This window comes from Vibrio sp. THAF64, assembly GCF_009363455.1.
In the GTDB taxonomy this organism is placed as follows: Bacteria; Pseudomonadota; Gammaproteobacteria; order Enterobacterales; family Vibrionaceae; genus Vibrio; species Vibrio coralliilyticus.
In genome coordinates this window covers 1,196,251-1,220,610 of the sequence record NZ_CP045356.1, presented here as the reverse complement: position 1 = coordinate 1,220,610, position 24,360 = coordinate 1,196,251, and the positions used below count along the sequence as shown (strand labels likewise).

The window sequence follows — 24,360 nt, the reverse complement described above, 5'->3', positions numbered from 1 at the left end:
GGGTTTACCGTTCAAGGAGAGACGTATGTTTAAGGACAATTGGATTCATGAACTGGCACAGCTAGAGAAAAACAGTGAACCTTGCGTGATGGTGACCGTATTGGAAGACCGTGGCTCAGTGCCACGGGATGCGGGCACAAAAATGTTGGTCACTCGCGACCGTTTGATTGCCACCATTGGTGGTGGTCATCTGGAGCACATCGCCACCAAAATGGCGCGTGAAATGCTGCTTGCGGGTGAACGTTCACTGAAAGTGGAGCGCTTTAATCTCGGGGCTCGTTTAGGTCAGTGTTGTGGCGGAATGGCAACACTGAGCTTCGAACCAATTGGTACCGCGCAAAAACATCTAGTGGTATTCGGTGCCGGCCATGTAGCCAAAGCCCTTTTGCATATCGTCTCGACTCTCCCTTTCCGTGTCACTTGGATTGATGAGCGTGAAGACGTATTCCCTGACGAACTCCCTCGCAACGTAACCAAACTGGTGAGCGATGATCCGGTCGCTGAAGTGCGCGACATGTCACCAAACAGCTACTATCTGGTCATGACACACAATCATCAACTCGATTTTGAGTTGGCCAAGGCCATCATCGATCGCGACGACAGTGTGTATTTCGGCATGATAGGTTCACTAACCAAGCGCAAAAAGTTTGACATGCGTTTGGCGCAGCGAGGCTACAGCCAGCAACAAATAAATACGATGATTTGTCCAATTGGAATCAGCATGGTGAATGGAAAACATCCTGCTGAAATTGCGGTATCGGTTGCGGGTGAATTAATCGCACACTATCAGGGAATTTCGCTTGAAGAAAAACGCCCTACGCCACACAGTAAAGAAGAACAACTGAGCGATTCATCATTGGAAGAGAAAATCGCCTAGCCCCAAAGAGGGCCTTTAAAGGAAGTAAACATGACAACTCAACGTAAAGCTTATCGTGCAAGCCTTCTGCACAGTATTGCTGACCCAAAAGACGTCGGACTGGAAAACTCGTATCAGTTTTTCGACGACGGTCTTCTCGTAGTAGAAGACGGCCACGTCGTCGATATCGGTGAGACAGAAGAGGTGCTCAAAAGGCAGCCAAAGAACCTCAACATCACCGAATATGAAGACAAGCTGATCACATCAGGTTTTATTGACACCCATATTCATTATCCGCAAACAGGCATGATCGCCTCCTACGGTGAGCAACTGCTCGACTGGTTAGAAAACTACACCTTTCCAGAAGAAAGGCGTTTCAAAAATCCGGTTTACGCGCATAAAGTCGCAAAACTGTTCTTCAATGAGCTAGCGAGCAACGGTACCACCACAGCATTGGTGTTTGGCACAGTACATAAAGAGTCGGTCGACGTGTTCTTTGAAGAAGCCGAGCGCCGCAACTTGCGTATGATCGCAGGTAAAGTCCTAATGGACCGCAACGCACCAGACTACTTAACCGACACACCAGAATCCGGCTATGAAGCATCTAAAGAGCTGATTGAAAAATGGCATAACAAAGGTCGACTGCTTTATGCGGTTACACCTCGTTTTGCTCCAACCAGCACACCGGAACAGCTAGCAACTGTAGGTAAACTTCTGGAAGAATACCCAGATGTGTACATGCATACCCACCTTTCAGAGAACAAGAAAGAGATTGAATGGGTACTTGAGCTGTTCCCAGAACGCGACTCTTATCTGGATGTCTACGACCATTACGGACTTCTGCATAAGCGCTCTGTGTTTGCTCACGGCATTCATCTCTCTGATTGTGAATGCCAGCGTTTGGCAGAAACTGAATCGGCAATTGCCTTCTGTCCAACATCGAATCTTTTCCTCGGTTCTGGTCTCTTCAAGCTGCCTAAGCTGGAAGAGCATGGGGTTCGCGTCGGTATGGGCACCGATGTCGGCGCCGGCACCAGCTTCTCGATTCTTGAGACAATGAGTGAAGCGTATAAGATCATGCAGCTTCAACAGGAGAAACTGCACCCATTGAAGTCCCTGTTCTTAGCAACCCTGGGCGGCGCACGTTCACTCCACCTTGAAGACAAAATTGGTAACCTTGAAGTGGGTAAAGAAGCGGACTTTGTCGTGCTTGATTTACACGCAACTCAACTGATGCGTTTCCGCATGGAACAGGCCAAAACCTTGGAAGAGAAGCTGTTTGTGCTGATGAGCCTTGGCGATGACCGCACCGTTTCTAAGACGTACATCTATGGCGAGAAAGCCTATGACGCAGAAGGACGTATCGACGCAAAAAAGTTTGCTAGTTAACTCGGTCTTTTAGTGAAAACGCCCTTGCTTCGCAAGGGCGTTTTTTGTTTCTCGTATCTTATTGAATATCAAAATCAATCTCAAAATAATAACGTCTGCAATAGTCAAAATAAACACATATAAAACAGCGACTTAAATACAAAAAATATCGGCACAATAACTGCTAAGTTTCATCATAACAATGGAGGTGTTGAATATGAGTGAACAAGCTAAGTATCTTGGCCAGAATAAGATTGTTTTATCCAAGGGAGACATTATCGACAAGGAGCTGTTTCACCTTGTGTCAGATATTATTGAACGCTACATCCCAAACCCTAACCAAGCACATTTTCTCGATGTCGGTGGAGGCAACGGTAGCTACGCAGACAAACTCATCGGCCGATATCCAGGCTGCCAGGTCACTATCGTTGACCCCGACGAGAATGCATTGAACGAGAACAACCCTAATAGTCGCAAAAACCTGATCCAAGCCCATTACCAAAGCTTCGACTGCTTCTTCAAATACGACTTAATCCAGTTCAACTGGGTACTCAACCATTTTGTCGCGCCAACCTACTCCAAGACGCAGGATTTACAGCTGAAGGGGTTAAAAGATGCTTACGACATGCTAGCACCTGAGGGCATCGTTGTGATTTTTGAGAATCTGTATGAAGGCACGGACCACTCCAATATTCCAGGCAAAAGAATTTATCAGCTCACCTCCTCGACTCTGATTAAAACGCTTGTAGCCAAGTTAGGTTCAAATAATGCCGGAGTTGGAGTGTGTTTTAATTCAGAACTTTTCTGGCGAGAACAACTGATCAAAGCAGGCTTTAGCAGCGTTTTCTCAGCCCACTGCTACGACTTTGGTAACTTAAATCCCATCAAAAAATGGCTGCTAGGTATCGAGAACCAAAGAGTGGGAATGATCGTGGGTGTGAAATCTGATTAGAACTACAAACTCATGCGTGTTTCTCTAACATCCCTTTCAACCACTCTAACTTAAATGGTTTAGGAAGCACGTTATCAAAGCCTTGCTCTAGGTAGTTCTGTACATCACTTTCAAACGTGTTGGCGGTCAGCGCGATGATTGCGGTATCTGGTGCAAGGTTGTCACGCTTTATCTGTTTGAGTGCTTCTAACCCATCCATGACCGGCATCTGGATATCCATAAAGATAATATCGAAATGCTCATGATTAAGTAAGTCGACACATTCCTGCCCGTTGTTCACGGTGGTGACCTCTGCCTCCAAGGTTGCCAGCATTTTCTGAGCGACGATTTGGTTCATACGAATGTCTTCAACCAACATAACGGAGACCCCAGAAACGTCGTCCCCACCCACAGTGCGCTCTTGTTTTGAATCCGTTTTAGCCATCGCTTGTAAACAATCGAGCAAACTAAATAAGTCGTACGGCTTACTCAATAATGTCATATTTTCGCTCGGCGGAAGTGTCGTATTGATATTCCCATACACAATGAGTGTTTGGTCATCACGGCAGTGCGCTTGTTTGAGCGTATTTTCCAAAACATCATCACTGCGCAGATAACATAATACCGAATCCCCATGAGCGTCATACAGCTCCAGCTTGTTAAGCTCTTTGATAATCAATTCAGTCGCATAGCGGTTATCTGATACTACTCTCACTGATCCTGTCGCCAGCTTGTCACTGGCTAAAGGGGCGGAATCAGTAATACTCACGGGGACTTCAATTGAGAATTCACTACCCTCACCCAGCGAGCTTTCTACACTGATAGCGCCACCCAACAAATTCACTAAAGACTGACATATCGACAGCCCCAGCCCGGTGCCTCCATACTTTCGGGTAATCGAGTCATCTGCTTGGGTAAACTCCTGAAACACTTTATCCAATTGCTCCTGAGTCATACCAATCCCAGTATCCTTCACCACAATATGCAGCATCCCAGACTCTGAACTAAGAGATATGTGGATCTCGACATGACCTGATTCCGTAAATTTGAGCGCGTTGTAACCTAAGTTATTGATTATCTGGACGAGCTTAGTTTTATCCGACTTTATCTTATAGTTTCGATCCAAGGATACTGAAAAGAAGACATCTACCGCTTGCTGCTTATCGAAGTTAATAAACACGGTTTTAGAGACATCAATCAGCTCACTGATAAAGAACTCATCACTGTCCAATTTGGACTTACCTTGCTCAATCTTGCTGAGGTCTAACACGTTGTTAATCAGCTTAAGCAAGTGCTCACCAGAGCTGTTGATCATCGAAAGGAAGTGTCTGGTTTGCTCATCAGACGATTGGTAATACTCTTTCTGACTCAACCCGATAATTGCATTCAGAGGAGTTCGCATTTCATGAGACATGTTGGCGAGAAATCGAGCTTTCGCAATAGAGCTTTGCTCAGCGTTGCGCTTCGCCTCTTCCATCACCTTGGTTCTTTCCTCTAGGTCTTTACTTAACCGAATCTGGTGCAGATACATCCATGAAATCACACCAATCATCAGCATGGAACACAACAAAATGATGCCTAAATAAACATACTGTTTGTTATAGAAAGATTCTTTGAAATCGAGAAACTCGATCTGTTGACGTTGTACTTCGGCGACAAAGTCAGCTAGGTAAATATTGAGTCTCGAATAAGTACCATCAATACGATTTATCACTGTATCGATATTTTCCACATTGGTAAGGCTAAGCTGGTCTATCGAGTCGAAAACAGATCGAATATCCTCAACAACTTGCTGAAGTTCATCCACGTTACCAAATTTTTCATGAACACGATTGGTTCGTTCAGCGAGGAGGTCCTGCAGGATACTCGACTTATAAATTCTGGATTTAAATTTGAGTTTTGACAGGCTTTTCTTATCTCTAAGGGCGGAAAAGGAAAGCACTTCAGATTTTACGAACAGCAGTTTTGTTTTAGCTGAAATGTTGTTGCTGATGATCGTAACGTAAGGCTCAGAGGATACATTTTTGATTTCTGTTACAGAGTAAAAAACATAGGCAATGACCAACAAAAGCAGAGAGCACAATGCCGAAATAATCACAACAAAGTAACGTCCCCTATCCCAAAACCGTTCCATACTGCTTACTCGATAACAATCTCTCGAACTTGCCACACGGACAGGCTATAAAACAGATCGTTTTGGATCTTGGGGTTATCAGTGAAGGGGAATACAACGAAGAACGGACCTTTACCATCAATGGTCATTTTGATGCCATCTTCATGCGTCGCAAGCAAAACACCGTATTTTTTGATGTCTGACATCGGAATGCTGACCACATATTCATCCCAAGCAATGACTTTGACCGTCGAACCTTTAGCACCCACATAATCCAACAAAGCACTCATTTTCGGTCCTTTGTATTCGACAACATCAGAAACCACATGGTTATTGGTCTTAATCGTTCCTTGCTCAAGTTGCTTTATCATCGCGGAATCGAGCTCAACACCATCGGCAGTGTTGGATTTGGTAATCTTTCCCGATACCCAAAGAATTGGGTCACCTTCCGGAACCGGCAGAGCGTAAACCACATTGGATAACATCAAACCAACCACCAAAGTGCTAAACCAAGTTGTTCTGCGCATAGAGACCCCTCGAATATCCCGCTTCAATCATTCACACTATTTATCAGTGTTCAGAATCAGTATAGACAAGGATTCATTAAATGCCTTTTCAAGCCTTTGAAGTCAAAACAAAAGCTGCACATTTCACACAGGAAGTTCAAGACCAACTTTACCCGGTTGAATCACGACTTTGGTCGAAAACTTTTTGATATTTTGGTTGGACATAAACAGACGCCTCGATAGTGCATCATAGGCCTTCATATCCTGAGTGACGACAATGACGACAAAATCCACGTCGCCCGCTACGTAATAAAACTGCTGAACCTGAGACTCAGCTTCAAGCGCGTGAATAAACTCATCTAGCGCAGTTTCTCCACCACGCTCCAGAGTGATATCTACCAGTGTGGTGATGAATCCCGGCAGTTGACTAGCATCCAGCACCGCCACTTCTTGCTTGATCACCCCCTGTTGTTTGAGTTTTTTGATCCGCCGCTGACAGGCCGATGGTGATAAACCAATCTCAGCACCTAATACTTCGCTACTGATTCGACTGTTGTTCTGAAGAGCTCGAAGAATGTGATGATCAAAAGCATCCATGCCATTATTCCGCGTATAATTGAATTATACGCCTTTTTATAGGCGTTTACATGTCGATATTCAAGCGAACTAACAGCGGAGCAACCTTATAATAGGGCCATCATCATCAGAAAGGACGCAACATGAAACGCATTCTCTACAGTGGTAATCGCAATGCCTCTAGCTGGGCATTCAGGGCTTGGTTGGCGTTAAAAGAACAGGGGATTCCTTTTGAAGAGCGGATTATGGACATTCGCCGCCCGCAACGTTGGGAAAACCTGCAGCATATCGGCACCTTTTCTCCACCGGCAGCAGTGCCCGTGCTGGATGACGATGGCCTGATCATTTTTGACTCACTGGCGATCGCAGAATACGCCAGTGAACTCGGTGAAGGTAGTTTGTGGCCAGAGGACATTGGCGCACGGGCGAAAGCCAGATCGTTTGCCGCCTGGCAGCATTCCACTTTTGGCCGTGTCTGCTCAGCATTATCGTTTGAAAGTGCATTTTATCCAGACAAAAAAGCGCTGAGCCAAGATGAGACAACGCAAATTGAAGCCATTTATCAGCTCTGGAACGACACCATTAACGAGTACGGAGGGCATTACTTGGTAGGAGAGTTTTCCATCGCCGACATTATGCTGTTGCCTTCGGTGGTGCGTTTCTCTTCTCACCTTGAGGCCGATGAACGATGGCCTTATACCCAACGTTGGTTCAGTGAACTTCTCAATCGCCTATACGTAAGAGAATGGCTAGATGAAGCTTCCCAGCAGGAGCCTATCTATCTGCCTGGCTATCGCAACGATCCCTAGCCTCCAATAAAAAGCGGCCTTATGGCCGCGGCCGCCTTACGAGTTAGAACTTGAACTTCGCCACCAGCTGGCTGAGAGAATTCACATTCTCTTTCAGATCGGCACAATGATGGGAGGTTTGATTCACCATCTCAGTGTTGCTGCGTGCCACATCAGCAATACTCGATATATGCGGAGCAATTTCATTGATAACCTGAGACTGCTCATTGGTCGCAGTGGCGGTCTGGCTACTCAGTTGGTGAATCTCATCAACAAACTGATTGATAGACTCTAAGTGCTTCTCTGAAGCCTGAGCGGCGGTTAAACACGCTTTACCGGTACTGTGACTCTGGCCAACTTCTTTCACCACCGTATCGCTGAGGCCCTGAAGATTTTCGATAATGGTGCGAATTTCACTGGCTGAATCCTGCGTGCGTGACGCTAATGTGCGTACTTCATCCGCTACCACAGCAAACCCTCTCCCCTGATCTCCCGCACGAGCTGCCTCTATCGCCGCGTTGAGTGCAAGCAAATTGGTTTGCTCCGACACGCCACTGATCACATCCAGTACCGTATCAATGGCGTTGATATCATTAGAGAGTTTCTCAATACTCTGACTACTCTGATCCAACTGTCGACTCATCGCTTCGGTATGAGAAAATGTGTCACTGACCGATGACAAACCATGTTTCACTTCTACTGTCGCTTGCTGCACATTGTCTGACGTATTGTTGGCATTGCTGGCGATCTCTTCCGAGCTAGCGCTCATTTCATGGATCGCTGTCGCAACTTGGTCAATGTTCTGCTCCTGCCCTTGGATCTGATGTTTCATCTCACTGGCTTGAGAATCAATATGATCAATGGTTGCCACCAAATCAGCGCGCGAGCGGTCGATCTCTTGTAAGACATTGCCCATATAAGCAACGAACTGGTTGTAACCACGGGCAATGCTGCCGACTTCGTCATTACGGCTTTCGTCCAGCCTTTGCGTCAGGTCACCACCACCGCCGCCGATTTCCAGCAGCAAGTCTGCTGTGGTCGACAGAGGTTTAAGCAAAGCATTCGTCATATAAGCACTGATGACAATAAAGAGTAAGGCCACCACCACACCGATGTAAGTCATGGTCTGAATAAACTGATTCAGCTCCGCCAGCACTTCACTTTGGGGCTGAAGAGAAACTAGTGTCCAACCTAGCTCTGGCAAAGCAATAAACCCGACAATCATGGCGCTGCCGTTCACTTCAGCTTCAATAATGTGTGAGTCTGTGTCACTGAGTTTACCCAGCTCCGCTGCCAATTCTCGCAACTGTAAGTCGTTGAGTGATTTACCAACTAGATTGGCATCTGCGTGAATTTTCACTACTCCTTGATTGTCGACCAGCATCAGTTGACCTTGCTCACCCAGTGAGTAGTTGGCGACGGTTTTCCCCATATTTTGTAGCGACAAGCCAATCCCGGTAACACCAATACGCTTGCCTTGTTGCATCACCACATGGTTAACAAACACAGTCGCTACACCAGTAGAGTCATCGACATCAATCGATAGCTCGACTTTCTTGCCACTGGCGAGAAAGCCATAAAACCATTGGTCATCATTAGACTGCGCCGACATGTCTTTCAATTTGCCGGTCGGAATGTAGTAGCTACTATCAACGGTATTAACGTAGAACGCCGTCAGTGCACCGAACTGTTGCTTGATACGGCTAAGGATGTCGACGATTTCTGCACTGCCTTCTCCGGTAAATTCGGTCAGCTGGGAAAGCTCTGACATCACATCTGCGATAACCAGCGGTTTCTCCAGCTCAAGCTTAATTTTGTTACTCACTTCTCCCAACGAAGCCGGAAGCTGCTGTGAATAGGTTTGGTCGAGAATGATCTTACGACCTTGGCTCACGGTGGTACTGATCAGTACGATGATCACCAGAACCACTGCCAATACTGTCGCCAGTATGGTTTTGTGTCTGATGCTGATGGCTAATTTCGTCACATCTAAATCCTTTTATAATTGACCAATGTAGGGCGCATCTAATGAGCCCGTGAAAAGAGAAAGAAGGTAGAAATGTCGCTCTCAGCCTTTCATTCACAACTAATGCGTTACCTATCAATAGTAAACGTAGCACAGCCGAAATTTCTGCATGCGTTGATTGAAGGTAAACATCACAACTTCAACAACCTTGCATTTCTTGCTTCTTAACACCTATAAAAAACCCCGGAACACGTTCCGGGGAAAGGGAAATACACTGTCTGGAGACAGCTGGGAATGAGGAGTCTATGTCAGCCTGAACATAGGATGACAGGAAGTCAGGCTGACACTCAGTCCCGCAAGGACAGTTATTGGATAACTGCACCTTGTTCCACCCAAACTCCGATAAGGGATCGTTCCTCATCAGTCATCTGAGTAAGGTTGCCCAGCGGCATCACTTTAGTCGCAACGGACTGAGAAATGATGCGTGGAACGTTCGTTAAGATCTCTTCAGGGGTATCCAGTACAACTCCTCCAGGCGCAACCGCAAATGCTGCGTGCGTTGGCGTGGCAGAGTGACATACAGAGCAACGCTCCTGAATGACCTTGTTCACTTCGGCAAAGCTGACACCACCTGTTGCAGGTGCTGCTTGCTCCTGAGGAGCCGCCTGCTCAGCGGTTGATGCCGATGCGGTTTGATTTGCTTCTGTTGTTGCAGCTTCAGCAACAGGCGCAGCCTGCTGTTGTACAACCGGTGCTTTCGCCACTGGCGCTGCAGGTCGGTTCGCATAAGGAGAAGTCACAAATGCCAACGTGATCATACCCAAAGCCGCCACAGGGATCGTCCAGGCAAATTTCTGACTGCCATGACGTGTGTTGAAATAGTGTCGTACTAGGATACTGAAGATCGCCAAACCCGCTAGAATCGCCCAGTTGTACTCCGAACCGTAAGTGCTCGGGAAGTGGTTACTGATCATGATGAACAGTACAGGCAGTGTCAGATAGTTATTGTGACGAGAACGCAGTAAACCTTTCGCTGGCAGTGCAGGATCCGGTTCGCGGTTTTCTTCAATCGCACTCACCAGATTGCGCTGCGCTGGCATGATAACGCGGAAAACGTTACCCACCATGATAGTACCTATGATGGCACCAACGTGGATGTAAGCACCACGACCACTGAAGACCTGAGCCAGTCCGTAGGTCGCACCGACAAGCAGTACAAACAGAACCAGTCCCAGCAACATTGGGGTTTTGCCTAAAGGCGAATCACACAAGAGATCGTAAATGAACCAGCCCGCGACTAACGCACCCACACCAATCGCAATAGCAGTGGTAGGTGACAGGCCAGAGCCTGGTGCAATCAGATAGATTTCTGCGTTGAGATAATAAACAACCGCCAGTAGCAACACACCAGTAATCCAAGTGAAGTATGCTTCCCATTTAAACCAGTGCAGGTGCTCTGGCATTTCTGGTGGCGCAAGCTTGTACTTTTCAAGGTGGTAGATACCACCGCCATGAATTGCCCACAAGTCGCCTGACAGGCCAGTTTTCGGGTTAACGCGGTTTAGGTTGTTCTCCAACCAAACAAAGTAAAACGATGCGCCAATCCAGGCGATCCCGACTATCATGTGAACCCAGCGAATCGCCAGATTCAACCACTCCGTGATATGTGGATCCATAATAAACTCCTATTTACTGCCAACGCTTTCCATCACAAGGGAACCCTGTGATGGGCAGTGCCAACATTACAACGCTTGTTCCATGCGTTGCTCTTCATCCGTGCTGCTGTTGCCTGGAATATCTTCCAGATGCAGAGAGACCAAATCGGTGTCGAAAAACACTTCATCACAGTTATGCCCTTCACCACCTCGATCGACGATCAAAAACTGATCACGCTCGGTCAGCGCCAACACCGGGTGGTGCCAAACACCTTTGTGGTAATTGACACCTTGTCGGCCATTGCTGATAAAGGCACGGCTTTGCGACAACTGCGGGTCATCTCCTTTCGGTGCAACAACAATTAAATATGGTCGCCCAAGCAACGGAACGAAGGCCTGTGAGCCAAGCGGATGACGTTCCAGCATTTTTATCGTTAACGGGTAACTCAGCGGCGTGGCCTGAAAGATACTGATGATGGCTTCACCACCTTGATCTTGTACATCCGTGCTCGCTAGCTTGTGGTAACGACGGGTCGAGCCGTTATTGATCATAAAGTAGTCGCTGTTTTCGACTTCAATAACGTCTCCAAATTCTGCAAACGCCTCTTTGGTGAGTGGCTCTATTTTTAATCGGCGAATTCCATTGCTCATTGTGCTTCCCTCGCTTATTCCGCTTTAGTTCCAAATAAACGCAGACGGCTAATACCACCATCCGGGAAGATATTCAGACGAACGTGCGTCACAGCACCCAGTTCATTCACTTCAGAGACAAACTCATGAATGTCGTGTGCCTTGAGCTTCTGCGCAGGCAAAAGTTCACGCCAGAACAGGCTTTGTGTCGCTACTTGGTCATCCGTGCCACCTTTAACGTAGGCCGCCTGAATAGAGCAGCTGTCTGGGAAGTTGCCTTTAAAGTGCGCAGTATCCACCACAACACGGTCAATATTGCCAGCATGGCCCAGCGCAACGATCACCCAGTCATTCCCTGGAGTACGTCGACGTGCGGTTTCCCAGCCATCCCCCATATTTTCGCCTCGTCCAGGGCCAAGAATGTTTGATTTATTACCATAGTGCTCGTCACTACATGCCAACGCACGACCACCATTTTCAACAGCGGCTAAGTCCACTTTCTGCTGAGCATCAATGCGGTCCCAATCCACGCTTGGTCGGCCGTAAACACGAAGACGTGCAACACCGCCATCTGGATAGATGTTAAGACGTAAGTGAGTGAACACTTCGTCGCTTTCAATTTGCTCAAGGTGATGATGGTCGCCTTGCAAGCTCATTGACGGCAGAATTTCTTGCCACTCAGTGGCATCCGTTGGGTCGCCATCTGGTGAGTAACACGCATCAATAGATGCCGATGGTGGGAAGTTGCCCGTAAAGAAAGAGGTATCGATATCAACGCCTGCAATTGTGCCAGCTAGGCCTAGACGAATCACACAATAGTCGTAGCCTTCACCACGTTTACGGCGGCTTTCCCAGCCATCCATCCATTTACCATTATCGTCATAAACACCCTCCTTCCACTCCGGCGCTTCACGGCGCAAAAGGCGGCTTTTATCAGCAAAGAAATCGTCGGTCGCGTAAATAGCTTGAGCGCCCAGTTTGTCATCAGCGAGGTTTATGTATTGTTCAAAATCTAAGGACATTTCCTTCATCCTTCCAATTAATCAAAAATAGGTTAAGTGAGTCAGTTATCTGCTCTCTAGAGAGCGTTATTACGGGATAGTCGCCAGCTCTGTGACTTACATATCTCGCAGGCGAAACAGCGCAATCTTGTTGATTTCCTGAATCGCAGTAGCAAACTCAGTTTCACTATCATTTCCTAATCGCATCTCGAACGACTCAAGAATTTGGTAACGATTGGCCCCTTTCACAGCCATAATGAAGGGAAAATTGAAGCGACTTTTGTAGCTGTTGTTATAAGTGGTAAATTTCTCGAACTCGTCCGCAGAGCATTGGTCAATGCCCGCCCCCGCTTGTTCAGCAGTCGAGGCTGCGGTCAGTTCCCCATTAACGGCAGCACGTCCGGCTAAATCCGGGTGAGCGTTAATCAGATCCAGTTGTTGATCTTTGTCTGCACCCAGCAAGGTTTTAGCCATACGCAGGTGCAAGTTTTCAATTTTGTTGTCTTCGGTATTAAGCCCTTGATCGAATACCGATTCGGCCACCCATGGGCTGTGCTCATACACATCACCAAAATGCGAGACAAATTCCGCGCGAGCCATCTCTGATGGTTTACAAGTACGAAATTCAGTCATATTACTTCTCCTTTTTTGGTGTGTATGGGTGGTGCTCATGCCAGTGGTGAGCAATATCAATGCGGCGACATAGCCACACATCATCATGTTGTTTTACGTAATCGAGAAAACGCTTGAGTGAAGCAAGACGACCGGGTCGACCAATCAATCGACAATGCAATCCGACCGACATCATCTTCGGGGCGGATTCCCCTTCTTCATAAAGAGTGTCAAACGTGTCTTTCAGATACTGGAAGAATTGCTCACCAGAGTTGAACCCCTGAGCGGTAGCAAAACGCATGTCATTAACATCCAAAGTGTATGGAATCACCAACTGAGGACGACCCGCTTCAGTGTGCCAATACGGCAAATCGTCATCATAGGCATCGGAGTCGTATAAGAATCCGCCTTCTTCCGCCACCAAACGGCGGGTATTTGGCCCAGTGCGACCGGTATACCAACCGAGTGGTCTGCTACCTGTGATCTCTTTGATGATTTCAATCGCTTTTGCCATGTGGTCACGCTCTTGTGACTCATCCATGTACTGATAATCAATCCAACGATAACCGTGGCTACAAATTTCATGGCCTGCTTGCACCATGGCTTCTGCCACGTCAGGGTGTCGCTCAATCGCCATAGCCACCGCAAAAACGGTGAGTGGAATTTCGTATTCGTCAAACAGGCGTAAGACACGCCACACACCAGCACGACTACCGTATTCATAGATAGACTCCATGCTGATATGGCGCTCACCCTTAATAGGTTGAGCGGCTGGGATTTCAGATAGAAAGGCTTCGGACTCGTCATCTCCATGCAGAAGGCAACGCTCACCACCTTCTTCATAATTCAATACAAATGACACTGCGATACGAGCACCGCCCGGCCATTTGGGATGCGGAGGATTCGCCCCATAGCCAACCAGATCTCGTGAATAATCCTTATCCATTCAGGCTCTCCTTAAAAAGCTTGGCGCGATTGTAACGCCACATCAACTTCATACATTCATTGTATACAATAAAATATCTTAATGTAAAGATTTTGTTGCTAAAGTTACTTTTTATCAACATAAGCATATTAATCAATTAGTTACAAATAAACGCACTTCAATACAGACGAAATTACACTTCACATAATTCATTTTTCAATTTATCCACTAGTAACATTTTTATAACAACGAGCTTTACTATATGAATATTTTGTGTACATATATAGGTATCCAACAAAGTTTAAAAACAACTTTGTATACAATTTAAAATAACCTCAAAGCTAAGGAGAGCGCGACGCGCGAACAGGAATTATGGGAAAACTAACCACACACGTATTGGATACAATGCATGGCCTGCCAGGTGCAGACATCGAAGTTGAACTGTTCCGAGTGGAAGGTGACAACCTAACCAAGATTAAAACCGTCACGACTAACTTTGATGGCCGCACTGACGCGCCTGTTTTAGAAGGCGAAGCTTTTGAACTTGGAAAGTATCAGCTTGTTTTTCACGTTGCCGATTATTTTCGCAACAAAGACGTCGACCTGGGCGACATTGCCTTTCTCGATGACGTCGTGATCCGTTTTGGATTGGGTGAGAAAGATGCGCACTATCACGTGCCGCTACTGGTTTCACCGTATAGCTTCTCGACTTATCGGGGCAGCTAACTCAATAACGATAAGCGTCACCTAACAGCGTCATATAACTATTCAATCGGGATAATTGAAGTTCGTCTGAGACAGAGAAGTCCGGGCGAAGTGCGGTCTTCAATTGAAGAAACACCAAAATAAAAGGACTTGCTGACATGAATGAAAGCAAAGCAGAAGTGCTTAATACCGAAGGTCAACCTAGTGGCTTTTTGGAGCGCTTTTTCAAACTGAAAGCACATGGAACCAGTGTCAAAAATGAAATGATTGGGGGCATCACCACCTTTGCCACAATGGCGTACATCATTTTCGTAAACCCTCAGATCATGGCCGCTTCTGGAATGGATTCAGGCGCCGTCTTTGTCGCAACCTGTATCGGTGCAGCCATCGGCTGTCTATTAATGGGGCTGTTTGCTAACTGGCCTGTCGGTCTGGCACCGGGTATGGGCCTCAACGCGTTTTTCTCATTCACCGTTGTCAGCGAAATGGGTTACAGCTGGGAAGTGGCACTAGGTGCGGTGTTCCTCTCTGGTATCCTGTTTGTCGGGATGAGCTTCTATAAGATTCGTCAGTGGATCATCGAAAGTATTCCTGAAAGCTTGCGCTTCTCTATGACAGCCGGTGTCGGACTATTTCTTGGTCTGATTGGTCTTAAAACCGCAGGCATTGTCGTCGAAAACCCAGCAACTTTGGTCTCACTAGGCGATTTCACCAAGCCAGATGCCATGCTCGCTGCCATCGCATTCCTTATCATCGCTGTGCTCAGCGAACGTAAAATCTTCGGTGCTGTTCTTATCGGCATTCTGAGTGTGACTCTGATTGGCATGATGCTAGGGCTGGTGCATTACAACGGCTTCTTCTCTGCACCGCCAAGTATTGCTCCAACCTTTATGGCAATGGACATTTCTGGCGCATTTAATATCTCAATGGTGAGCGTGATTCTAGCCTTCTTGTTCGTCAATATGTTCGATACTGCAGGTACCCTGATGGGCGTGGCAGAGCGAGCACACTTGATCAACAAGGAAACAGGTAAGATTGAAGGCCTAAGCAAAGCGTTGAAAGCCGACAGTATCTCTAGTGTGGCAGGAGCGTGTGTAGGTTGTCCTCCGGTAACTAGCTATGTTGAAAGTGCCGCTGGTGTAGCTGCGGGCGCTCGTACAGGTCTGTCTGCCATTGTGGTTGCTGCGCTTTTCCTCGCGGCAATATTCTTATCGCCTCTGGCGGGGATGATTCCATCGTACGCGACCGCTGGCGCACTGATTTATGTAGCCTTTGTGATGATGAGCAGTATGCAGCACGTCGACTGGAAAGACTTCACTAATGGTGCTCCTGCTGCGATTACAGCACTGATGATGCCACTGACCTTCTCGATTGCTAACGGTATCGCGTTAGGCTTCATCACTTACACTGTGCTCAAAGTTGCCACGGGTAAAACCAAAGACGTCTCTATCTCGATGTACATCCTGACAGTCATCTTCGTTGCCAAGCTGATTTACATCTAATTCATCTCCACCACCTCGCCTGAGCTTCTGCTCAGGCGAGACTGTTACACGTAAAATCCATCGACCCTACGCAGTTTGTAGAAGTCTGTCACCTGTTTAGTGGGAGCATTCCCCACTCAACGAGAGATAACCAATTACGCCAACTCTCTCTGAGGTAAAACAAATGAAACTTCTGTACACGCTTGACCAAAAACCGCCTCATGGCATCACTTTACTCCTTGCACTCCAGCATATGCTGGCGTCTATCGGCGGCATTGTTGCCGTTCCTCTCATCGTCGGCGCCTCTATTGGGCTTCCCAACGAAGAAATTGTTTCTCTGATTAATGCCGCCCTACTCGCCTCAGGTATTGTCACCATAGCGCAGTGTCTCGGCTTAGGTCCGATTGGTATTCGCTTACCTGTGGTAATGGGCTCCAGTTTTGCGTTTCTTGGCGTCGCCATTGCGATAGGCCTCGAAGGCGGTGTGGCCAGCATCATGGGATCGGCGTTAATCGGCTCACTGGTGGTGATTCTCGCCAGCTTCTATATGGACAAGGTACGCAAGCTCTTCCCGACCGTGGTCAGCGGCGTGGTCGTCACCTTGATTGGTTTGACCATATTGCCAGTCGCAATGAACTGGGTTGGCGATGCGCCTGCCGCCAGTGAAAACTTCGCGACACTACCCAAGCTTTTCCTCGCCATAGTGTCACTGGGCATTGTGGTCGCGGTATCAGTTTACTGTAAAGGTGCCGTTGCAGCATCCGCCATCGTTATTGGTCTGGCTGGCGGTTATATCGTTGCCCTTTCCATGGGCATGGTCAATCTGGACGACGTCTCGACCGCCGCTTGGGTCGGTGGCCCAGAACCGCTTAAATACGGTTTAAGCTTTCACGCCAGCGCCATTGTCAGTATGAGTTTGGTTTACATTGTCGTGATCGCAGAAGCCACAGGCGACTTCATGGCGCTCGCCAATAACTGTAACAAGCAAGTATCAGGTAAAGATTTACAACGTGGCTTGCTGGGCGATGGCCTCGGCAGCACGCTTGCCGCAATTCTTACCGCGATGCCACTGGCTTCATTCAGTCAAAACGTTGGTATTGTCGGCATTACCGGCGTTGCCAGTCGATTTGTCGTTGCTGCAACTGGTGGCTTGCTCATCCTAGGCGGACTCTTCCCGAAACTGGCTGCGATTGCCGTCACCATTCCAAAGCCGGTATTAGGCGGCGTCGGTTTTGTGATGTTCGGTATGATTGCTTATGCTGGGATTCGTATGCTGATCACAGCCGCGGACACCAAACGTAACGCTCTGGTGATTTGTGTTGGCCTTGCTTCAGGTTTGGCGGTCACGTTTGAGCCGCGTCTGCTACAGCACTTACCACATGATATTGCTAACTTCCTTCACTCAGGTATCACAACGGGCACCATCGCAACCGTTCTTCTGCATCAACTGTTACCTAAATCGAGCCGCAGAGAAGAGCGCGATGCACTCAAAGAGAGCCGCGATCAAGTGCAAGAAGAGCTGGCACAGTCTAAGAAAGAAGAGCAGACACCAGACGCACAAAGCCCGTTGAAAGCTCAGCAAGAATAACGACTGTTTCGGTTGTTCCTCTCTAGAAGCAACCGAAACACACTTAGCGTCAGACCAGTCTGGCAATAACTCAACCTAAAATCGATCAAGACCCTCTCCCCTGAAATGGCTGAGATGGCTAAGGATTACTATGAATGGAAACCATCTGGATTAAGAATCCACTGGCAATTTACACTGCAAATCATCAAGACGCGCAAGGCGGCTTGGTGGTGCAGGGAAACAAGATTGTCGAACTTATCGCAAAAAACGAGACGCCGTCTCATCAGATAGATTACGTCGTCGACGCCTCGCACCATGTGGTGACCCCCGGCTTAATCAACGCCCATCATCACTTCTACCAGACTCTGACTCGCGCCTATCCTGATGCCTTGAACAAAGAATTGTTCCACTGGCTGCAAAGCCTGTACCCAGTGTGGGCGAATCTAGACGAAGAGATGATGAGTGTCGCGACTGAATTGGCACTGGTGGAACTGATGCTATCTGGCTGCACCACGGCATCCGATCATCACTACCTACTGCCAAACGGACTCGAACATGCGATTGATCTTCAGGTTGAAGCGGCGCAAAAACTCGGCGTACGAGCCATCTTTACCCGCGGTTCAATGAGCCTCGGCGAAGATGAAGGTGGCCTTCCTCCTCGTCACACCATTCAGACAGAACAAGCGATTGTCGATGACAGCCAACGCTTGATTCGCCAATACCACCAGCACCACGATGGCGCCATGACGCAAATCGCCCTCGCGCCGTGTTCGCCCTTCTCTGTAACCACAGATCTGATGAAGGAAACTGCTTACATTGCCGCGCAGGAAAACGTCATGATGCATACGCATTTGTGTGAAACACTCGACGAAGAAGATTTCTGTCTGCAGAAATTCGGCCTGAGACCCGTCGACTATCTCGAAGACGTTGGTTGGCTGAATGATAGAACCTGGCTGGCACACGGTATTCATTTCAATCAAGAAGAGATTCGCCGTCTTGGCAAAGCAGGTGTGGGGATCAGCCATTGTCCGACATCGAACATGATGTTGGCATCGGGGATCTGCAAAAACAACGATTTGGAGGCCGCTGGCGTCAAAGTCGGTTTAGGTGTCGACGGTTCGGCATCCAACGACGGCTCTAACATGATTGCCGAAGTTCGTATGGCGATGTACTTGCAACGATTGCAATACGGCTCAGCCAATGTTACCCATTTCGACGCCCTTCGCTGGGCAACACAAGGCTCTGCTCGTGCCATGGGCCGTAGCGATATCGGTGAGCTGGCCGTCGGAAAACAAGCCGATCTTACCATGTTCAAGCTCGATGATATCCGTTTTTCTGGCAGTCACGATCCGTTAGCCGCTCTGATCTTATGTGGCGCACAGCAAGCAGACCGAGTTATGGTCGCGGGCCACTGGCGCGTGCTAAATAGTGAAGTGATTGGTGTCGACTTGCATCAGCTACTCGAGCGGCATAAACACGCCGCCGCACGTTTGGCGAAAAAAGCACTCGGTGAATAAACCTAATTCAGCCCTAGCATCACGCTAGGGCTTTTTATAAGATAGATTCAATTCCATTATCCAAAAATCCCCTAATGAAACTGATCCGTTGACGCTTTTTCCTCTTTCTATTTAAACAATCACTTTGTTAAATCTGAAGGGGTCGCTTGCGACCTGAAAAAGGAACAATATGTACAACAAGACGACAAGTTTTATTCAAACGGATGGGTTCAGACTAAAAGTCATTGAGCAAGGCCAAGGACCAACACTTCTGATTATCGGTAGTGCAGATTATTACTACCGCATTATGCCTGTCGATATCTATCAACATTTTTGCTGCGTATTCATTGATCACCGAGGTTTTGCGCACTGCGAAAGGCCTGTGAATTTAAATGACGTGTCATTGGAACAGATATCGCAGGATGTTGAACTAGCCTGCAGACAACTCCACGTAGAACGTTGTTGGGTGATGGGACATTCTGGCCATGCCTATATGGCTCTCGACTTCGCCTACCGATTTCCAACTCGCGTAAAAGGGTGTGCTTTAATCGGCGCTTCGCCAAGCTTATCAGAGGAAATACGAACTCTGCAGATGGCTAATTGGGAAAAACATGCCTGTCAGGATCGCAAAACGGCCTTTGAGAAAAGCATTGCGTTGTTGGAAGGCGATATTCAGCTTGAGCCACATCGAAAGTTTTCCCATCTCTGTCGGAGATTAGGTCCAATGCGCTGGTTTAATCCAGACTTCGATGAGCTCCCATTGTGGCGAGATATTCCAATGCATACCGCATTGCTCGATAAACTATGGGGCAATGAGTTCGCTTATTTGGACATCAGCGCCTACACGCAAGCTATTGCGCTACCCACACTGGTGCTAGGAGGTCTTCAAGATTTCAGCATCGCGCCACTTTCAGCGTGGTCAGACGTTCACCCTCCTTTCTGCAACGCAGACTTTATCAGTCTACCAGAGTGTGGTCACACTCCGATGTTGGAACAGCCAGACGCATTCATTACCGCCTTAAGGGACTTTATCACTCACTAAAACTTGGCCTCGGGATACTTCCGAGGCTTATCTTTTGTTGATAACTCGATCTTCCCCACCGAATGCTTCGAGCGCTTTCATTACACTGGTGTATCCAATTTACACTGCAAATCAGACTCTCACCCACCCGAGTAGGTAGATACAGGATTCACTCTCAGTATGGAAACACTCTCAATTGCACAGGCTCAGAAGCTTGCTCTACTGTCCCAAGGTTTACCACAAAACCCGAAATCAGGTGGTGCGTTACAAAACACGCTTTCAACATTTGAGCGTATCGGTTATGTGCAAATCGACACTATCTCGGTCGTCCAGCGCGCCCACCATCACACCTTGTGGAGCCGCAATTCAAAGTATCAACCCAATCACCTCGATAAGCTGGTAAAAAATCGTTCTGTGTTTGAATACTGGTCTCATGCCGCCGCTTATTTGCCCATGCGAGATTATCGCTTCACTCTGCCACGTAAACAGGCCATAAAATCCGGAGACCAGAACCATTGGTATCGCCGCGACAACCAGTTAATGAATGACATCATGAGTCGAATTGAGCACGAAGGGCCATTAATGGCAAAAGACTTTGAGTCTGCGGGCGTCAAAAAACAGGGCTGGGGAACCAAACCCACTAAGCAGGCGCTGGAGAATCTCTACATGCAAGGTGATTTAATGATCACCGAGAGACGCAACTTCCATAAGGTGTACGACCTGACAGAACGAGTCCTGCCGCCAGGAATAGATACCTCAATGCCAAGCGACGAAGAATATGGGCGCTATTTGGTGATGAATTACCTCAGAGCGCATGGTTTTGGTCATCTGTCGGAAATCAATTACCTGCTCAAAAACACTAAGCAGTTGGTCAGCAACACGATGAAGCAGTTGTGCCAACAAGGTGAAATTTTCCCATTTAAGGTCGACGGCCACACCTATTACACGTTCCACGGCGCGTTGGATTTGCTTGGTAAGCGCCTCAATCGCCAAAAGGCCAAAATACTCTCTCCGTTTGATAATTTACTGATCCAGAGAAAACGTGCTCAGAAGATTTTCAACTTCGATTACCTGCTTGAGTGCTATGTGCCAGCGGATAAACGCCAGTTTGGTTACTTCTGCCTGCCTGTCATGTGGGATGGAAAGTTAGTCGCTCGTGTTGATTGCAAAGTAGACAAGCCAACCTCGACACTTCAGGCGCTAAGCTTACATATCGAACCCACACTGAGAAAGCGAGATGACTTTCACTCTGCCCTCGAACAAGAGCTGTCGGAGTTTGCCCAGTTCAACCAGTGTGAGCAGTTTAAAATCCAACAGATTCACGCTTAACCTTCAGATACAAACAAACCCCGGCCAGTGTCTCTGGTCGGGGAATTGAGTTCACTCAAAGGCAGTGGTTAACTCAAATTAGAACACTTTTTTAATTGCGGCATCAGCGCATTCCACATCTAGGTGACCACCCGGTGCTCCACCTACACCAACTGCACCGATTAGGTTGCCATCAAGCTGAACAGGAACACCACCCGCTAAGAACAGCAAGTTGTCATCCATATTTTGCAACGGCTGCATAATCGGCTTGTCAGCTATCAGCTTCATCAAGTTCCCTGACGGCTGTTTCATACTGGTCACAGTAAAGGCTTTCTTACGTGAACTGTCTAAGGTGTGGATGCCTGCACCGTCTGAACGAAGCTGAGCCAGTACATTGCCCGATAGGTCAACCACCGTCGCGGATACTTTGTAGCCTTTCACTTCACATTGATTAACGGCTTCTTTTGCCAGACTAAAAGCGGACTGAGACGAAATTTGCGTCACTGATACGGTGTGGCCTTTATCTGCGGCTGACGCATTAAAAGACATAGAAAGGAAGCCAAGAGACGCTGCTAGTACGCTAAGTTTGATAGTTTTCATGTTCACTCCTGTAAGGTAGACCTTGTTTGATTCGACAGGTACATCCTAACTAAGGCTCTATTACTGAAGACTTTCCCAATCATTACAAAGCTGTAATGTTGGTTAAATTCATGAAAGGTTGTTGGTAGAGTATGAAGGACTGTTTAGGGAGAGTGAGGAAATGGACAGCTGATGAAAATACTTTTGATTGAAGATGACACCCACATTGCACGCTTTCTTATCAATGGCTTCCAGCAGGAAGGCTGTACAATAACACACGCCACCAACGGCGTTGACGGATTGCATGAAGCCATCAGCGAATCTTACGATGTGATTGTGCTCGACATTATGCTGCCACAAAAAGACGGCTTTGAAGTCTTGGCTCAACTGAGAGGAGAAGGCCATGCAACACCAGTTCTCATCCTGAGCGCAAAACACTCTGTAGATGAAAGAGTCAAAGGGCTGCAATCTGGTGCGGATGATTATCTGGTCAAGCCGTTCGCTTTTCCGGAACTGCTAGCTCGCTGTCAGTCACTGGCCCGCCGAGGTCAGCAGAACCCTGCCCAAAGTTATCAATTGAGCTACAGTGAGTTATCGCTGGATCTGCTCAAACACTCACTTGAAAGAAATGGCGCCTCGATTCAACTCAATCAACGAGAGTTCATGTTGATCAAGCTGATGCTGGAAAACCCTGAAACCGTCATTTCAAAAACCGCCATTCTTGAGCAAGTCTGGGGGCATCAGTTTGATCCGCAGACTAATGTGGTGGATGTACTGGTATGTCGTTTACGCAGCAAAGTGGATAAAGGCTTTGATACCCCATTAATTCATACACTCAGAGGGGTTGGCTATGTCCTCAAGTCACAACATTGAGCAGGCACTGGCTAAGGCTCGCAACACGCTACTGATGCGTTTTATGGCGATCTTATTGCTGTGCTTGATACTGGTTGAAATAGTGGTGGGTGTGATGTTCTTCTTCGATTTATACCGCACCGAAAAGAAAATCCTCAACTCAATGGCCACAGAATACCAGCGTATTCTTACCTACGATTCAGCCGATCAACTGATTCACGTCATGACTGCCAATCCGCATCGCCTGATCGAAAACAATATCGCGGCCTTTTCTATTTCGAAAGAGCCTGCGGCAAGCCCCAACTTTGTCGCTGGTGATAACAACTTGCCAGCCGACATCAAACTCAATGATTACGTCACAGATGATAAATCCTGGTTCACGGCTTTCATTATTAACCCATATATGTCGCTGCAGATTAAAGGAGAAACGCTAGATTTTTGGTTAGTTCTCGACAATCAACCGCGTTACGCTATCGCCTATAAACAATGGCTGATGACTTTGTACGCTTTAATTGTGTTGGTTGCTATCACTACTTTGTTCACTCACCGCATTATTCGCAGCGCGATGTCACCACTGGTTACGCTCGGAGATTCGCTGGATAAGCTTAGCCAAGGCAAATTAGAGATGACGGACAAACCAGCCGCCACGCCGCAAGGGCTGAGCGTCATCAGTGCCAGTGTGCATGACGCTATCGCCCGATTGCATCATGTCACCACTACACTCAATACGACCGTCGATGCCATTGCTCATGATATCCGTACTCCCTTATCACGAATTACGCTCTCTTCACAATCCGCGCTGTTAGGCAGCAAAGACCCCCAGCAGATGGAGCACGCTTTATCTGATTGCGCTGAATATGCAATGCAGGCCAGCAATATGCTGACCGCTCTAATGAAGCTCAACGATGAGGTCACCGGCAAACGTCAGCAACAAAGCACCTCAACCAATGTCTCTGAGGTTCTGAAAACCGTTGTGAGCTGGTATGAAGACGTAGCGGATGACAAACAGATTCAATTGCAGGCAATAGCTGACGACAATCTCATCATTCAATCAGACCCAGAAAAACTCACACAGGCGCTGGTGAACTTGGTCGATAATGCAATTAAATACACCGAAACAGGCGGAAAAGTTAGTCTAAAAGCCGATAAAACCAGTGATCATCACGTTCAGATTCTTGTCTCTGATACGGGTATTGGTATCGACAAACAGTATCAGGATTTGATTTTCGAACGACTCTACCGCGTCGATGCCAGTCGCAGCAACATAGAAGGGTACGGACTGGGCCTATCACTGGCCGCCGCTATGGTTGATAACTTAGGTGGCAACATTCAACTGGTGTCTGAACCGAATCAAGGCAGTACATTTACGATTACGTTGACCGCGAACTCAAACAGTAATTGATAAAAAAGGGGACAAGCGTCCC

22 protein-coding genes are annotated in these 24,360 nt (G+C 47.5%); 12 read left to right on the top strand and 10 right to left on the bottom strand.

Features of this window, described 5'->3' with window-relative positions:
* Positions 1-25: 25 nt before the first annotated feature.
* From xdhC to FIU99_RS22040, 3 genes are all read left to right on the top strand, one after another.
* The gene (xdhC, locus tag FIU99_RS22050; protein WP_006961843.1) at positions 26-877 is read left to right on the top strand and encodes a xanthine dehydrogenase accessory protein XdhC; all 852 of its coding nucleotides are present in this window, start codon (positions 26-28) and stop codon (positions 875-877) included.
* 30 nt (positions 878-907) lie between these two features.
* Complete coding sequence (guaD, locus tag FIU99_RS22045) at positions 908-2,245, top strand: guanine deaminase (RefSeq protein WP_006961844.1); 1,338 nt, start codon at positions 908-910, stop codon at positions 2,243-2,245.
* Positions 2,246-2,441: 196 nt separating this feature from the next.
* Complete coding sequence (locus tag FIU99_RS22040) at positions 2,442-3,176, top strand: bifunctional 2-polyprenyl-6-hydroxyphenol methylase/3-demethylubiquinol 3-O-methyltransferase UbiG (protein ID WP_006961845.1); 735 nt, start codon at positions 2,442-2,444, stop codon at positions 3,174-3,176.
* 10 nt (positions 3,177-3,186) lie between these two features.
* Here FIU99_RS22040 and FIU99_RS22035 read toward each other — a convergent pair whose 3' ends face one another.
* From FIU99_RS22035 to FIU99_RS22025, 3 genes are all read right to left on the bottom strand, one after another.
* The gene (locus FIU99_RS22035) at positions 3,187-5,289 is read right to left on the bottom strand and encodes an ATP-binding protein (protein ID WP_039952213.1); all 2,103 of its coding nucleotides are present in this window, start codon (positions 5,287-5,289) and stop codon (positions 3,187-3,189) included.
* 5 nt (positions 5,290-5,294) lie between these two features.
* Positions 5,295-5,795 (bottom strand): hypothetical protein, encoded by a 501-nt coding sequence (locus tag FIU99_RS22030; protein WP_039952214.1) that lies wholly within the window; start codon positions 5,793-5,795, stop codon positions 5,295-5,297.
* A gap of 123 nt (positions 5,796-5,918) precedes the next feature.
* The gene (locus FIU99_RS22025) at positions 5,919-6,371 is read right to left on the bottom strand and encodes an Lrp/AsnC family transcriptional regulator (RefSeq protein WP_006961848.1); all 453 of its coding nucleotides are present in this window, start codon (positions 6,369-6,371) and stop codon (positions 5,919-5,921) included.
* Between the two features lie 122 nt (positions 6,372-6,493).
* Here FIU99_RS22025 and FIU99_RS22020 point away from each other — a divergent pair, with 122 nt between their 5' ends.
* Positions 6,494-7,159, top strand: a complete 666-nt coding sequence (locus FIU99_RS22020) for a glutathione S-transferase family protein (RefSeq protein ID WP_006961849.1) — start codon at positions 6,494-6,496, stop codon at positions 7,157-7,159.
* 43 nt (positions 7,160-7,202) lie between these two features.
* Here the strand turns inward: FIU99_RS22020 and FIU99_RS22015 are convergent, their stop codons facing one another.
* The 6 genes from FIU99_RS22015 to puuE form a co-directional block, all read right to left on the bottom strand.
* Entirely contained in the window at positions 7,203-9,125 is a 1,923-nt protein-coding gene (locus FIU99_RS22015; RefSeq protein ID WP_006961850.1) for a methyl-accepting chemotaxis protein, read from the bottom strand.
* A gap of 344 nt (positions 9,126-9,469) precedes the next feature.
* The gene (locus FIU99_RS22010; RefSeq protein WP_006961852.1) at positions 9,470-10,780 is read right to left on the bottom strand and encodes a urate hydroxylase PuuD; all 1,311 of its coding nucleotides are present in this window, start codon (positions 10,778-10,780) and stop codon (positions 9,470-9,472) included.
* A 66-nt stretch (positions 10,781-10,846) separates the two neighbouring features.
* Positions 10,847-11,410, bottom strand: coding sequence for an ureidoglycolate lyase (locus FIU99_RS22005; RefSeq protein ID WP_006961853.1), 564 nt, complete (start codon positions 11,408-11,410; stop codon positions 10,847-10,849).
* Positions 11,411-11,424: 14 nt separating this feature from the next.
* The gene (alc, locus tag FIU99_RS22000) at positions 11,425-12,411 is read right to left on the bottom strand and encodes an allantoicase (RefSeq protein WP_021455252.1); all 987 of its coding nucleotides are present in this window, start codon (positions 12,409-12,411) and stop codon (positions 11,425-11,427) included.
* A 96-nt stretch (positions 12,412-12,507) separates the two neighbouring features.
* Positions 12,508-13,023 (bottom strand): 2-oxo-4-hydroxy-4-carboxy-5-ureidoimidazoline decarboxylase, encoded by a 516-nt coding sequence (uraD, locus tag FIU99_RS21995; RefSeq protein ID WP_021455251.1) that lies wholly within the window; start codon positions 13,021-13,023, stop codon positions 12,508-12,510.
* Position 13,024: 1 nt separating this feature from the next.
* A complete protein-coding gene (gene puuE / locus FIU99_RS21990) occupies positions 13,025-13,948 on the bottom strand; it encodes an allantoinase PuuE (RefSeq protein ID WP_006961856.1) in 924 nt (307 codons plus the stop codon).
* 351 nt (positions 13,949-14,299) lie between these two features.
* Here puuE and uraH point away from each other — a divergent pair, with 351 nt between their 5' ends.
* From uraH to FIU99_RS21960, 6 genes are all read left to right on the top strand, one after another.
* Positions 14,300-14,653: a hydroxyisourate hydrolase gene (gene uraH, locus FIU99_RS21985; protein ID WP_006961857.1), complete on the top strand. Its 354-nt coding sequence runs from the start codon at positions 14,300-14,302 to the stop codon at positions 14,651-14,653.
* 137 nt (positions 14,654-14,790) lie between these two features.
* Positions 14,791-16,134, top strand: coding sequence for an NCS2 family permease (locus tag FIU99_RS21980; RefSeq protein ID WP_006961859.1), 1,344 nt, complete (start codon positions 14,791-14,793; stop codon positions 16,132-16,134).
* A 163-nt stretch (positions 16,135-16,297) separates the two neighbouring features.
* Positions 16,298-17,701, top strand: a complete 1,404-nt coding sequence (locus FIU99_RS21975) for a nucleobase:cation symporter-2 family protein (RefSeq protein ID WP_006961860.1) — start codon at positions 16,298-16,300, stop codon at positions 17,699-17,701.
* Positions 17,702-17,835: 134 nt separating this feature from the next.
* Positions 17,836-19,197, top strand: coding sequence for an 8-oxoguanine deaminase (locus FIU99_RS21970; RefSeq protein WP_006961861.1), 1,362 nt, complete (start codon positions 17,836-17,838; stop codon positions 19,195-19,197).
* 169 nt (positions 19,198-19,366) lie between these two features.
* On the top strand, positions 19,367-20,218 hold the full coding sequence (locus tag FIU99_RS21965) for an alpha/beta fold hydrolase (protein WP_006961862.1): 852 nt from the start codon (positions 19,367-19,369) through the stop codon (positions 20,216-20,218).
* A 159-nt stretch (positions 20,219-20,377) separates the two neighbouring features.
* Complete coding sequence (locus FIU99_RS21960; protein WP_006961863.1) at positions 20,378-21,526, top strand: winged helix-turn-helix domain-containing protein; 1,149 nt, start codon at positions 20,378-20,380, stop codon at positions 21,524-21,526.
* A 78-nt stretch (positions 21,527-21,604) separates the two neighbouring features.
* On the opposite strand, the gene FIU99_RS21955 is transcribed toward FIU99_RS21960, so the two are convergent.
* Complete coding sequence (locus tag FIU99_RS21955) at positions 21,605-22,105, bottom strand: heme-binding protein (protein ID WP_006961864.1); 501 nt, start codon at positions 22,103-22,105, stop codon at positions 21,605-21,607.
* Positions 22,106-22,276: 171 nt separating this feature from the next.
* Here FIU99_RS21955 and FIU99_RS21950 point away from each other — a divergent pair, with 171 nt between their 5' ends.
* Together FIU99_RS21950 and FIU99_RS21945 are read left to right on the top strand one after the other, a co-directional pair.
* The gene (locus tag FIU99_RS21950) at positions 22,277-22,957 is read left to right on the top strand and encodes a response regulator transcription factor (protein ID WP_006961865.1); all 681 of its coding nucleotides are present in this window, start codon (positions 22,277-22,279) and stop codon (positions 22,955-22,957) included.
* Positions 22,935-24,338, top strand: a complete 1,404-nt coding sequence (locus tag FIU99_RS21945; protein WP_006961866.1) for a cell wall metabolism sensor histidine kinase WalK — start codon at positions 22,935-22,937, stop codon at positions 24,336-24,338. Before FIU99_RS21950 ends, FIU99_RS21945 begins: the two co-directional genes overlap by 23 nt.
* The last annotated feature ends 22 nt before the right edge of the window (positions 24,339-24,360 follow it).